Annotated in this window: 11 protein-coding genes; 6 read left to right on the top strand and 5 right to left on the bottom strand. The window is 71.8% G+C overall.

The window, feature by feature from the left end; all coding sequences use genetic code 11:
• Positions 1–73 precede the first annotated feature (73 nt).
• Positions 74–847, bottom strand: a complete 774-nt coding sequence (locus tag O1G22_RS16725; RefSeq protein WP_270082100.1) for an SDR family NAD(P)-dependent oxidoreductase — start codon at positions 845–847, stop codon at positions 74–76.
• Positions 848–921: 74 nt separating this feature from the next.
• A complete protein-coding gene (locus tag O1G22_RS16720) occupies positions 922–1,590 on the bottom strand; it encodes an MOSC domain-containing protein (RefSeq protein ID WP_270082099.1) in 669 nt (222 codons plus the stop codon).
• 79 nt (positions 1,591–1,669) lie between these two features.
• On the opposite strand from O1G22_RS16720, the gene O1G22_RS16715 reads away from it, so the two are divergent.
• The gene (locus O1G22_RS16715) at positions 1,670–2,599 is read left to right on the top strand and encodes a LysR family transcriptional regulator (RefSeq protein WP_270082098.1); all 930 of its coding nucleotides are present in this window, start codon (positions 1,670–1,672) and stop codon (positions 2,597–2,599) included.
• Positions 2,600–2,674: 75 nt separating this feature from the next.
• On the opposite strand, the gene O1G22_RS16710 is transcribed toward O1G22_RS16715, so the two are convergent.
• A complete protein-coding gene (locus O1G22_RS16710; protein ID WP_270082097.1) occupies positions 2,675–3,004 on the bottom strand; it encodes a WhiB family transcriptional regulator in 330 nt (109 codons plus the stop codon).
• A gap of 381 nt (positions 3,005–3,385) precedes the next feature.
• Between O1G22_RS16710 and O1G22_RS16705 the strand changes: the two genes are divergently transcribed.
• The 4 genes from O1G22_RS16705 (at position 3,386) to O1G22_RS16690 (ending at position 8,171) form a co-directional block, all read left to right on the top strand.
• Entirely contained in the window at positions 3,386–3,997 is a 612-nt protein-coding gene (locus O1G22_RS16705; RefSeq protein WP_003948568.1) for a response regulator transcription factor, read from the top strand.
• A gap of 679 nt (positions 3,998–4,676) precedes the next feature.
• A complete protein-coding gene (locus O1G22_RS16700; protein WP_225099738.1) occupies positions 4,677–5,264 on the top strand; it encodes a sigma-70 family RNA polymerase sigma factor in 588 nt (195 codons plus the stop codon).
• A gap of 162 nt (positions 5,265–5,426) precedes the next feature.
• A complete protein-coding gene (guaB, locus tag O1G22_RS16695; RefSeq protein ID WP_225099737.1) occupies positions 5,427–6,929 on the top strand; it encodes an IMP dehydrogenase in 1,503 nt (500 codons plus the stop codon).
• A 117-nt stretch (positions 6,930–7,046) separates the two neighbouring features.
• On the top strand, positions 7,047–8,171 hold the full coding sequence (locus O1G22_RS16690; protein WP_225099736.1) for a GuaB3 family IMP dehydrogenase-related protein: 1,125 nt from the start codon (positions 7,047–7,049) through the stop codon (positions 8,169–8,171).
• A 64-nt stretch (positions 8,172–8,235) separates the two neighbouring features.
• Here O1G22_RS16690 and O1G22_RS16685 read toward each other — a convergent pair whose 3' ends face one another.
• Entirely contained in the window at positions 8,236–8,829 is a 594-nt protein-coding gene (locus tag O1G22_RS16685; RefSeq protein ID WP_270082096.1) for a hypothetical protein, read from the bottom strand.
• 149 nt (positions 8,830–8,978) lie between these two features.
• Complete coding sequence (locus tag O1G22_RS16680; RefSeq protein ID WP_270082095.1) at positions 8,979–10,187, bottom strand: nucleotide sugar dehydrogenase; 1,209 nt, start codon at positions 10,185–10,187, stop codon at positions 8,979–8,981.
• A gap of 509 nt (positions 10,188–10,696) precedes the next feature.
• On the opposite strand from O1G22_RS16680, the gene O1G22_RS16675 reads away from it, so the two are divergent.
• On the top strand, positions 10,697–12,403 hold the full coding sequence (locus O1G22_RS16675) for a glycerol-3-phosphate dehydrogenase/oxidase (RefSeq protein WP_270082094.1): 1,707 nt from the start codon (positions 10,697–10,699) through the stop codon (positions 12,401–12,403).
• Positions 12,404–12,428: the final 25 nt, after the last annotated feature.

Raw genomic sequence — 12,428 nt, 5'->3', positions numbered from 1 at the left:
GGTTCTTCCGTCACGCCCATTTTCGCCCCGTTTCCACACCGGAGCGACGGCGTCACCCGCTTTTCCGGCGGGGCTACTGCGGCCCGTACTTGCGGCCGGTCCTGGAGGTGACCCCGCCCAGCAGCCCGCGCGGGGCGACCTTCACCAGCCCCATCAGCGCCTTGTAGCGCGGGTCGGGGATCGACAACGATTTCCCGCGCGCCAGATCGGCCAGGGCCGCCGCGACCAGCTTGTCGGCGTCCAGCCACATCCAGCCCGGGATGTTGTCCGTGCCCATCCCGGCCCGCTGGTGGAACTCGGTGCGCACGAAGCCGGGGCACAGCGCCATCAGCCGCACCCCGCTGCCGGCCAGGTCCTTGGCCGCGCCCTGGGTGAACTGCACGACCCACGCCTTGGAGGCGCCGTAGGTGCCGCGCGGCACGAAGGCGGCCACGGAGGCGACGTTGACGATCCCGCCCCGGCGCCGCTCGCGCATCGCCTCGGCCGCCGCCGACGTCAGCCGGAGCACCGCCTCGCAGTGCACCTTGAGCATCCGCAACTCGTCGGCCATGGCCACGTCCAGGTAGCGGCCCTTGTTGCCGAAACCGGCGTTGTTGACCAGCAGGTCCACCGGGTTCTTCCGGTCGGCGAGGCGGTCGGCCACCGCCTCGATGCCCTTGTCCTCGGACAGGTCGGCGGTCAGCACCTCCACCTCGATGCCGTGCCGGTCGTGCAGTTCGGTCGCCTGCTCGCGCAGCCGTCCGGTGTCCCGCGCCACCAGGACGAGGTCATGCCCGTCCGCCGCCAGCCGCCGCGCGAACGCGGCGCCGATCCCCGCGGTCGATCCCGTAATCAGAGCCGTTGTCATGACCCAAGGGTAGTGACCCGGACCGACAGCGTCCGCTCCCGCGGGCCCCGCGCGGGCGCCCCGCTGACGGCCGCTCAGCCCCGCTGCGCCGCCACGTACTTGAGCGCCTGCTCCAGCGTCTCCGGATGCAGCGCCGCGCCCGCCACGAGCACCCGCGGCAGCAGTTCCCGCTCGGTGGTGACCGCACGGAACTGCATCGCCGCCGTCACCCCGTGCTCCGGCCGGTGCACGATCTCCACCGGATCTCCGGAGCGGATCTCACCCGGTTCGATCACCCGGAGGTAGGCACCCGTGGCGGCCTTCCGGGTGAACCTCTTGACCCAGCCGCGCTCGCCCAGATGGCCCTGGAACGTACGGCACGGAATCCGGCCCGCGGTCACCTCCAGGACCAGCTCGGCACCCACTCGCCAGCGCTCGCCGATCAGCGCCCCGGAGACGTCCAGCCCCTGCGTCGTCAGGTTCTCCCCGAAGGAACCATTGGCCAACGATCTGCCGAGCTCGCGCTCCCAGTCGTCCAGGTCCTCGCGCGCGTAGGCGTACACCGCCTGGTCGTCCCCGCCGTGATGACGCAGGTCGCACACCGCGTCCCCGGCGAGCCCGCCGGCCCCGGTCCCCTTGGGGCCGGGCGCCGTCACCCGCACCGGTCCGTCGACCGGCTTCTTGTCGATGCCCGTCACACCCTCCGCCTGGTCCGTGTACGACACCGGCTGCGGGCGGCCCAGATTGACCGAGAGAACCTTCATGGACGAACGGTATGCGACCGGTCTCAAAGCGTCGAGCGATTATCCGCCGCGACCCCTAAGCGGGGCTTATGCTCGAAGGGTGATCGAGGCCCGCCATCTCCGTGTCCTGCGCGCCGTCGCCGCCACCGGCTCCTTCTCGGCGGCGGGGCGCGAACTGGGCTGCACCCAGCCCGCCGTCAGCCAGCAGATGAAGGCCCTGGAGACCTCGGTCGGCACCCCGCTGCTGGTCCGCTCCGGCCGCGAGATGCGCCTGACCCAGGCGGGTGAGGCCCTGGTCCGGCACGCCTCCGGCATCCTCGCCGGGCTCACCGCCGCCGAGGAGGAGGTCGCCGCCATCGCGGGCCTGCGCGCCGGCCGGGTCCGGCTGGTGTCGTTCCCCAGCGGCAGCTCCACCCTGGTCCCCACCGCCCTGGCCGCCCTGCGCGCCGCCCACCCCGGCACCCGTGTCTCCCTGGAGGAGGCCGAGCCCCCGAAGTCCGTCGAGCTGCTGCGCGAGGGCGACTGCGACCTGGCCCTGGCCTTCCGCTACGCCGGGGCGGCGGCCGCCGAGGACTGGGACGACCTGGTCGTACGGCCCCTGCTGATGGACCGCCTGGTGGCCCTCGTGCCCGAGCGTCACCACCTCGCGCGCGCGGAGAGCGTCGCCATCGGCGAGCTGGCTCACGAGCCCTGGATCGCGGGCTGCCCGCGCTGCCGGGGGCAGCTGGTGGAGGTGTGCGAGGGGGCGGGCTTCACCCCGCGCATCGACTTCGCCACGGACGACTACCCGGCGGTGGTCGGTCTGGTCGGCGCGGGCCTCGGGGTGGCCGTACTGCCGCAGCTCGCGGTGGAGTCGGTACGGCCGAGGGGGGTGCGCACGGTACGGCTGGAACCGGCGGTACGGCGCGAGATCGTCGCCCTCACTCTGCCCGACCTGGCCCAGGTGCCGGCCGTGGCGGCGACGCTGGAGCAGCTGGCCCGGGCGGCCGGCCGTCCACAGGGCCACCAGAGCCCGGCCACGCGCGCGTAGCGGCACCCGCGCAGCAGGAGTCCCGGGCACGCGCACGCGTGCCCGCTGGGGGAGCGACTATGCAGAAACGTTCCTTCAGTGGCTCGGGGCGGTGTCCCCGCTGGTGGTCGACGCCGACACCAGGCGGTTGCGGGCCCGTCCCATCAACTCTTCGCGCTCGTCCTCGGTCAGGCCGCCCCACACGCCGTACGGCTCGCGCACCGCCAGCGCGTGCGCCGCGCACTCCGCGCGGACAGGGCACCTCATACAAACCTCCTTGGCCGAGTTCTCACGAGCGCTCCGAGCCGCTCCGCGCTCGCCCTCCGGGTGGAAGAAGAGCGAGCTGTCCACCCCGCGGCAGGCAGCCAGCAGCTGCCAGTCCCACAGGTCCGCGTTCGGTCCGGGAAGGCGGGAGAAATCTGCCATTGCGTGACCCCTTGTAGCCGTTCTGGGCGGATACGGTGCCAACGACCGTACATCTCCGGTCTAAGGAGATGAAAATATGACTCATTGCGAATCTAGCCTCGGACATCCCGAAACGGGAAGAAAAGCGGCTGAATGGGGCATAGGTTGTGATGAAAAGTTGAGGGTCTGCTGGTCATCTCTCCACCGTGTCGAGACCCTCACGTAGAGTGCCGATGACGGTATGCAGCCCCGTAACTCTTTCGAGTGACCATCGTTGAGAGTGCGGAGGCGGTTGAGAACACCGGCACTCGGGCAGGCGTCCGAGGCGGTCGACCGCACAGGTGACGATTCCGTACCAGCCTGGAGGCTCAAGGTGACGCGCATCAGCTGGGGGGGGCGGTCATGACATCCGTCCTCGTCTGCGACGACTCCCCGCTTGCCCGAGAGGCGCTGCGCCGCGCGGTGGCGACCGTGCCCGGTGTCGAGCGTGTGACGACGGCGGCCAACGGCGAGGAAGTCCTCCGCCGCTGGGGCGCCGACCGCTCCGATCTCATCCTGATGGACGTGCGCATGCCCGGCCTGGGCGGCGTGGAAACCGTGCGCCGGCTGCTGTCCGCCGACCCGGGCGCGCGCATCATCATGCTCACCGTCGCCGAGGACCTCGACGGCGTGGCCCTCGCGGTCGCCGCCGGGGCCCGCGGGTACCTGCACAAGGACGCCTCGCGCGCGGAGTTGCGCGCCACGGTGACGCAGGCCCTCGCCGACCCCACCTGGCGGCTGGCCCCGCGCCGGCTGCGCTCGGCCGAGATGGGCGCCGCGCCCACGCTCACCGCGCGTGAGATCCAGGTGCTGGAGGGCATGAGCCACGGCCGCTCCAACGCGGAGATCGGCCGCGAGCTGTTCCTCTCCGAGGACACCGTCAAGACGCACGCCCGCCGCCTGTTCAAGAAGCTCGGCGCCTCGGACCGGGCCCACGCGGTGGCGCTCGGCTTCCGCTGGGGACTGGTCCGGTAGTCGGTGTCCGGCCCTGCGGGGCAGGCGGGACCGGTCGGCACCGGGCGGCACACCCGGGGCCGACGGCGGATCCGCCGCCCCGGGCGGCAGCCGTCATGCGCCGGCCGGGAGGTGGCGCGCCCCTCGGGGGCGTACGCGAAGTTCCCGCGTGAGCGTCCCGGTTGTCCGGAGAAGCGGCTGTGATGCGTCTTCGCGGGGTGGACCCGGTCACATGTGAGGGTGTTCGCGTCAGCTTGTCGGCAGGGTGTCCGCATACGCGCGGGAACGGGGCCGCGCACCGCGCGCAGGGTGCTGTCACACGCCGGGCCGGGTCGCAACCGCCGTCTGTCAACGCCCAGGTCGGCGGGGTCCCGCCGGTGCCGGGCGGAGCGTCCGAGGCCGGTGTCGCGCGGCACGGTTCGGGGTGCACGCGCCCGGGTCGCGCACGCCTCGGGTGTACGACGTGTGCGACCCCGTCGGCGCCGTCGGCGGGTGGTTCGCGCGGCGGCCCGCCGGACGCGCGCTGCTTGTTTCGGCGCGGATGCCGCATCCTTGAGATGTGGAGTCTCTCGGGGACGAGTCGGTCGAGCGGAAGGGGAGGGCGCAGGGGATGAGTGCCGGCGCACCTGCTCATAACGCTTCGGTGCACAACCACGAGCACAATGCGACGGACCGGACGGCCGCAAGGCACCATGGACCGATGCGCGACGACGATGCGGGCACGGCCCAGGGGGCGATCGGTGCGCTCGTGCATCGTGCGGTCGACGGCGACGAGCAGGCCACGCACGATCTGCTCGCCCACGTCCACCCCCTCGCGCTGCGCTACTGCCGCACGCGGCTGTCCCGGCTGCCGGGCGACGCGCGCCACTTCGTCGAGGACCTCGCCCAGGAGGTCTGCGTCGCGGTCCTGCTGGCCCTGCCGCGCTATCGCGACACCGGCCGCCCCTTCGAGGCGTTCGTGTTCGCCATCGCCTCGCACAAGGTGGCCGACCTCCAGCGCGCCGCGATGCGCCACCCCGGTTCCACGGCCGTCCCCTCGGACGAGATGCCCGAGCGCCCCGACGACTCCCTCGGCCCCGAGGAGCGCGCCCTGCTCAGCAGCGACGCCGCCTGGGCCAAGAAACTCCTGGCCAACCTCCCCGAGAACCAGCGCGAACTGCTCCTGCTGCGTATCGCCGTGGGCTTGACCGCGGAGGAGACCGGGCAGATGTTGGGAATGTCACCAGGCGCGGTCCGGGTCGCCCAGCACCGCGCGCTGAGCCGTCTGCGCGCGCTCGCCGAGCAGTAACCCCCTTGGCCGAAGCCCCTGTCGTACTGCCGTGAACAGGCGCGCTTTCGTTTCCGTACGAACATACGAAGCCGGAAGCGAGCCCATACCGTGGAATTTGCTAGCGATGCTTCCCGTTAGCATGGACATCCGCACCGATCAAGGCCATTTGGGGAAGGTGTCATGACTGCCAACGTCGACGGAGTGCCCGGTAAATTCGCGACACTCGGGCTGACCTACGACGACGTGCTGCTGCTGCCGGGCGCATCCGAGGTGCTCCCCAACGCGGTCGACACCTCGTCCCGCATCTCCCGCAACGTCCGGGTCAACATCCCGCTGCTCTCGGCGGCGATGGACAAGGTGACCGAGTCCCGCATGGCCATCGCGATGGCCCGGCTCGGCGGCGTCGGCGTGCTGCACCGCAACCTCTCCGTCGAGGACCAGGTCAACCAGGTCGACCTGGTCAAGCGGTCCGAGTCCGGCATGGTCACCGACCCCATCACCGTGCACCCGGAGGCGACGCTCGCCGAGGCGGACGCCCTGTGCGCCAAGTTCCGCATCAGCGGTGTCCCCGTCACCGACCCGGCCGGCAAGCTGCTCGGCATCGTCACCAACCGTGACATGGCCTTCGAGTCCGACCGCGGCCGCCAGGTGCGCGAGGTCATGACGCCGATGCCGCTGGTCACCGGCAAGGTCGGCATCTCCGGTGTCGAGGCCATGGAGCTGCTGCGCAAGCACAAGATCGAGAAGCTGCCCCTGGTCGACGACGCGGGCGTCCTCAAGGGCCTCATCACGGTCAAGGACTTCGTCAAGGCCGAGAAGTACCCGAACGCCGCCAAGGACGCCGAGGGCCGGCTGCTCGTCGGTGCCGCGGTCGGCGCCAGCCCCGAGGCGCTGGAGCGCGCCCAGGCGCTCGCCGAGGCCGGGGTGGACTTCCTGGTCGTCGACACCTCCCACGGCCACAACAGCAACGCGCTGAGCTGGATGGCGAAGATCAAGTCGAGCGTGAACGTCGACGTGATCGGCGGCAACGTCGCCACCCGCGACGGCGCCCAGGCGCTGATCGACGCCGGTGTCGACGGCATCAAGGTGGGCGTGGGCCCCGGCTCGATCTGCACCACGCGCGTGGTCGCCGGCATCGGCGTCCCGCAGGTCACCGCCATCTACGAGGCCTCCCTCGCCGCCCGCCCGGCCGGCATCCCGGTGATCGGCGACGGCGGCCTGCAGTACTCCGGCGACATCGGCAAGGCGCTGGCCGCCGGCGCCGACACGGTGATGCTCGGTTCGCTGCTCGCGGGCTGCGAGGAGTCACCCGGCGAGCTGCTCTTCATCAACGGCAAGCAGTTCAAGTCGTACCGCGGCATGGGCTCGCTCGGCGCGATGCAGTCCCGCGGCCAGGGGAAGTCGTACTCCAAGGACCGTTACTTCCAGGCCGAGGTCTCCTCCGACGACAAGCTCGTGCCCGAGGGCGTCGAGGGCCAGGTGCCCTACCGCGGCCCGCTGGCCAACGTGCTGCACCAGCTCGTCGGCGGTCTGCGCCAGACGATGGGCTATGTGGGTGCGGCCACCATCGAGGAGATGGAGTCCAAGGGCCGCTTCGTCCGCATCACCTCCGCGGGCCTCAAGGAGAGCCACCCGCACGACATCCAGATGACGGTCGAGGCGCCGAACTACAGCAGCAAGTAACGCACGCGCGCGTGTGAGGCTCGGACAAGGGCGGTCCCGGACGCACCGGGGCCGCCTTTGTCGTACCCGTCGGCGATACTGGAAGGCGCTGCAACGCATAGGGAAAGGCCTAGAGACGTGACTGAGATCGAGATCGGGCGCGGCAAGCGCGGCCGCCGGGCGTACGCCTTCGACGACATCGCCGTCGTCCCCAGCCGCCGTACGCGGGACCCGAAGGAGGTCTCGATCGCCTGGCAGATCGACGCCTACCGCTTCGAGCTGCCCTTCCTGGCCGCCCCCATGGACTCGGTCGTCTCCCCGGCCACCGCGATCCGCATCGGCGAGCTGGGCGGCCTGGGTGTCCTCAACCTTGAGGGCCTGTGGACGCGGTACGAGGACCCGCAGCCGCTGCTGGACGAGATCGCCGAGCTGGACGCGGAGGCGGCCACCCGCCGCCTCCAGGAGATCTACGCGGCGCCCATCAAGGAGGAGCTGATCGGCGCCCGTATCAAGGAGGTGCGCGACTCCGGCGTGGTCACGGCGGCCGCGCTCTCCCCGCAGCGCACCGCCCAGTTCTCCAAGGCGGTCGTGGACGCGGGCGTGGACATCTTCGTCATCCGCGGTACGACGGTCTCGGCGGAGCACGTCTCCCACTCGTCGGAGCCGCTGAACCTGAAGCAGTTCATCTACGAGCTGGACGTCCCGGTGATCGTCGGCGGATGCGCCACGTACACGGCGGCCCTGCACCTGATGCGCACCGGCGCGGCCGGTGTCCTGGTCGGCTTCGGCGGCGGCGCCGCGCACACCACGCGCAACGTCCTCGGCATCCAGGTCCCGATGGCCACCGCGGTGGCCGACGTGGCCGCGGCCCGCCGGGACTACATGGACGAGTCCGGCGGCCGGTACGTGCACGTGATCGCGGACGGCGGTGTCGGCTGGTCCGGCGACCTGCCCAAGGCGATCGCCTGCGGTGCCGACGCGGTGATGATGGGCTCCCCGCTGGCCCGCGCCACGGACGCGCCCGGCAAGGGCCACCACTGGGGCATGGAGGCGGTCAACGAGGAGCTGCCCCGCGGCCAGAAGGTCGACCTCGGCACGGTCGGCACGATCGAGGAGGTCCTCACCGGCCCCTCCCACACGCCCGACGGTTCGATGAACTTCTTCGGCGCCCTGCGCCGCGCCATGGCCACGACCGGCTACAGCGAGCTGAAGGAGTTCCAGCGGGTCGAGGTGACGGTCGCGGACAGCCAGCACCGCCGCTGACCTCCGCGCGCGCAAGGGCCCGTCCACCGGTGCGGTGGACGGGCCCTTCGGCTTGCCGGAGGCGTTACGCGGCGGCCTTCCGGGCGCCGGAGAACGCGGCGAACGCGGCGATGGCGAAGAAGAGGAAGGTCAGCGGGTCGGCGTCCTGCTTCCAGGCCTCCTGGACCACGGAGAAGTGCTGGAAGAACAGCTCACTGAAGCCCACGTTCAGCGCCTTGGCGCCGATCATGGCCTCGCCGACCAGCTGGCCGATGTACACCGAGCCGAGCGCGAGGACGGCGCTCACGACAGGCAGGACCGGGTTGCGGCCGCCCGCCTTGCCGGCCGCGAGGCCGATGACGAAGCCGACGCCGACGGCCGCGTAGCCGATCTCGTGCTTGGTGGCACCGATGACGACGCCGTAGAGCGCGGCGGTGGCCACGGCGGCGACGACCGCGGCGACCAGGCCGAGGACGAGGTTGTTCCGGCCCGGCGCGGGCGGCGCGGGCGGTCCCGCGAAGGCGCCCGGCTGCTGGGGGTACGCGCCCTGCTGCGGCGGGTACGGTGCACCGGCGGGCGGCTGCTGGGCGTACGGGTTCGCCCCGGCCGGACCGGGCTGCTGGGCGTACGGATTGGCGCCCGCCGGACCGGACTGCGGCGGTGGTACTGACTGGCTCATGACAGAAATCCCCCCGATGTGGAACACAGGTGACGAACGGAAACGGAACGCACCCGGCACACGCGTGTGTGGCGGGTCCGGGGGAGATTAACAGCCAGGGACGACAACGCCCCTGGCTGTTTTCCGTTCGTGACCGGGCCCCGGAGCCGTCAGAGCCGGTGTGCCGCGCCCGTCGGGGTCGCCCCCCGGGTGTCCAGCAGGAGCTGGGCCTTCACCGACAGACCCTGGAGGTCGTACGTGCGGTGCTGCTGGAGCAGGATCGTCAGGTCGGCGTCGGCGGCCGCCTCGTAGAGGGAGTCCGCGCGTGGGACCGGGCGGTCCAGGAGGCTCCATGCGGGCACGTACGGGTCGTGGTAGCTCACCGAGGCGCCGAGCTCCATCAGCCGGATCGCGATCTCCTGGGCCGGAGTGCCCTGCAGATCGGCGAGGTCGGCCTTGTAGGTGACGCCGAGCAGCAGCACGCGCGCGCCCCGGGCGGACTTGCCGTGCTCGTTGAGGAGGGCGGCGGCGCGCTGGACGACGTAGCGGGGCATGCGGTGGTTGACCTGCTGGGCCAGTTCCACCATGCGCAGCGTGCGGGTGGCGTGGCCGGTCAGGTCCTGCGGGACGCCGTGCCCGCCGACGCCGGGTCCGGGCCGGAACGCCTGGAAACCGAAGGGCTTGGTCTCCGCGCAGCGGATCACGTCCCACAGATCGACGCCCAGTTCATGGCACAGGACGGCCATCTCGTTGACGAGCGCGATGTTGACGTGCCGGAAGTTGGTCTCCAGCAGCTGCACGGTCTCCGCCTCGCGCAGCCCGCGCGCGCGGACCACTTTGTCCGTGAGCCGGCCGTAGAAGGCGGCGGCCGACTCGGTGCAGGCGGGGGTGAGGCCACCGATGACCCGGGGGGTGCCGGCGGGGGTGCGGTCGCGGCTGCCGGGGTCGACCCGGCTGGGCGAGTAGGCGAGGTGGAAGTCGCGTCCGGCGCGCAGCCCCGAGCCCTTCTCCAGCAGCGGCCGCAGGAACTCCTCCGTCGTGCCCGGCAGCACGGGTGACTCCAGGATGACCGTGGTGTGCGGGCGCAGCCGCTCGGCCAGGGTGCGGGCGGCCGCCTCCACCTGGCCGAGATCGAGCCCGCCGTCGGCGTCGCGCGGGGTCGGCGCGCAGATCACGGCGGTGCGCACCCGGCCGAGCTGGGCGGGATCGGTGCCGGGCCGGAACCCCGTGGCGTGCATCCGGCGCAGCTCGGCGGGGCTGAGCGAACCCGCCTCGGGGCCGGTGGCGTAGCCGACGGTGGGGATCCCCGCGGCGACGGCGGCCTGGGCGAGCGGCAAGCCGTAGGGGCCGAGTCCGATGACGGCGAGGTCTGCGGGCATGGCGTGGGCCGTCCTTCCCAGTAACCGAAGCGGGACAGATGCGCAACCGCTGTGGACAGGATGAGCGAGCGCACTGTCAGACTAGGTACACATATGACTGTTATGGGTGATTGTGTTCGTGTGTCTTCCGGGGGATGTACGCGAGTTGTCCAGGTTGGAAGTCCGTGGTGGGTCGGTTGTCCGTTGCTGGAGCGACGGGCAGTCGACCTTGATCTCGCCGTAGGCGTGCTCGCGCAGCGCGAAGCGTGCGCACTCGTTCGACAGCCAGCTGTATGTTCCCCGCTCATCACCCAACCGGGTGAGGCCGTCAGCGCGGGTGCGCGGCCCCGCCCCCGGGCCCGGAGCGCCCGGTGGCCGGCTGCCGAGCGGACACCAGGTTCCCCGCAAGAAGCTGCTGAAGCCGGGCAAGCCGGTCAGAATTTGGGCATGAGGACATGAGGCTGGGGATGAACCGGGCTTCGCCCGCCGGGTGCGGCCGACGCGAGCGAGTGCGACAGCGGGAGGCAGCGGTGAGGACAGCGACTCTGGGGCCGGAGCAGCGCGCCGAGGCACTGGCGGCGATGGCGGAGCGCGAGCTGGACGTGCTGGTCGTCGGCGGCGGAGTCGTCGGGGCCGGGACCGCGCTGGACGCCGTCACACGCGGTCTGTCCACCGGGCTGATCGAGGCCCGCGACTGGGCGTCCGGCACCTCCAGCCGGTCCAGCAAGCTCATCCACGGCGGGCTGCGCTATCTGGAGATGCTCGACTTCACCCTCGTACGGGAGGCGCTGAAGGAGCGCGGGCTGCTGCTGGAGCGGCTCGCCCCGCACCTGGTCAAGCCGGTGCCGTTCCTCTACCCGTTGCAGCACAAGGGCTGGGAGCGGCTGTACGCCGGCTCGGGGGTCGCGCTCTACGACGCGATGTCCATGGCGCGCGGGCACGGTCGAGGGCTGCCCCTGCACCGTCATCTGACCCGCCGTCACGCCCTGCGCGTCGCACCCTGCCTGAAGAAGGACGCCCTGGTCGGCGCCCTGCAGTACTACGACGCCCAGGTGGACGACGCCCGCTTCGTGGCCACCCTGGTGCGCACGGCGGCGTCGTACGGCGCGAGAGCGGCCAACCGCGCGCGCGTGACCGGCTTTCTGCGGGAGGGCGACCGGGTCGTCGGCGCGCGCGTGCGGGACGTCGAGGCCGGCGGGGAGTACGAGATCCGCGCCAAGCAGGTCGTCAACGCGACCGGTGTGTGGACCGACGACACCCAGGCCATGGTGGGCGAGCGCGGCCAGTTCCACGTCCGCGCCTCCAAGGGCATCCACCTGGTCGTGCCCAAGGACCGCGTCCACTCCACCACCGGCCTGATCCTGCGCACCGAGAAGTCCGTCCTCTTCGTCATCCCCTGGGGCCGGCACTGGATCATCGGCACCACCGACACCGACTGGGACCTCGACAAGGCCCACCCGGCCGCGTCCAGCGCCGACATCGACTACCTGCTGGAACACGTCAACTCGGTGCTCGCGGTGCCGCTCGGCCGCGACGACGTCCAGGGCGTGTACGCCGGTCTGCGCCCGCTGCTCGCCGGGGAGTCCGACGCCACCAGCAAGCTGTCCCGCGAGCACACGGTCGCCCATCCGGCGCCGGGGCTGGTGGTCGTCGCCGGCGGCAAGTACACCACGTACCGGGTGATGGCGAAGGACGCCGTCGACGAGGCGGTGCACGGCCTGGACACGCGCGTAGCCGACTGCGTGACCGAGGAGACCCCGCTGCTGGGCGCGGAGGGATATCAGGCGCTGTGGAACGCGCGAGCGCGCATCGCCGCCCGCACCGGAGTGCACGTGGCCCGTGTCGAGCACCTGCTGAACCGGTACGGCTCCCTGGCCGAGGAGGTCCTGGACCTGATCGCCGCCGACCCCGCCCTGGGCGAGCCCCTGGCCGCCGCGGACGACTATCTGCGCGCCGAGGTGGTCTACGCCGCCTCCCACGAGGGCGCCCGGCACCTGGACGACGTGCTCACCCGCCGTACCCGCATCTCCATCGAGACCTTCGACCGGGGTACCCGCAGCGCCCGCGAGGCGGCCGGGCTGATGGCGCCGGTCCTCGGCTGGGACGAGGGCCAGATCGAGCGCGAGGTCGAACACTACGAGAAGCGGGTGGAGGCCGAGCGCGAGTCCCAGCGCCAGCCCGACGACCTGACGGCGGACGCGGCCCGGCTGGGGGCGCCGGACATCGCACCGCTGTAGCGGTGGTCACGGCCTGAAGCGGAGT

The organism is Streptomyces camelliae (genome assembly GCF_027625935.1).
In the GTDB taxonomy this organism is placed as follows: Bacteria; Actinomycetota; Actinomycetes; order Streptomycetales; family Streptomycetaceae; genus Streptomyces; species Streptomyces camelliae.
The sequence above is the reverse complement of the archived record's forward strand: the minus strand, read 5'-3'. Positions and strand labels throughout refer to the sequence as shown.

Excerpts from the sequence above, each read along its gene's own strand:
- O1G22_RS16720 (WP_270082099.1), bottom strand. The coding sequence starts at position 1,590 with ATGAAGGTTCTCTCGGTCAATCTGGGCCGCCCGCAGCCGGTGTCGTAC.
- guaB (WP_225099737.1), top strand. The coding sequence starts at position 5,427 with ATGACTGCCAACGTCGACGGAGTGCCCGGTAAATTCGCGACACTCGGG.
- O1G22_RS16710 (WP_270082097.1), bottom strand. The coding sequence starts at position 3,004 with ATGGCAGATTTCTCCCGCCTTCCCGGACCGAACGCGGACCTGTGGGAC.
- O1G22_RS16685 (WP_270082096.1), bottom strand. The coding sequence starts at position 8,829 with ATGAGCCAGTCAGTACCACCGCCGCAGTCCGGTCCGGCGGGCGCCAAT.
- O1G22_RS16680 (WP_270082095.1), bottom strand. The coding sequence starts at position 10,187 with ATGCCCGCAGACCTCGCCGTCATCGGACTCGGCCCCTACGGCTTGCCG.
- O1G22_RS16700 (WP_225099738.1), top strand. The coding sequence starts at position 4,677 with ATGCGCGACGACGATGCGGGCACGGCCCAGGGGGCGATCGGTGCGCTC.
- O1G22_RS16705 (WP_003948568.1), top strand. The coding sequence starts at position 3,386 with ATGACATCCGTCCTCGTCTGCGACGACTCCCCGCTTGCCCGAGAGGCG.
- O1G22_RS16725 (WP_270082100.1), bottom strand. The coding sequence starts at position 847 with ATGACAACGGCTCTGATTACGGGATCGACCGCGGGGATCGGCGCCGCG.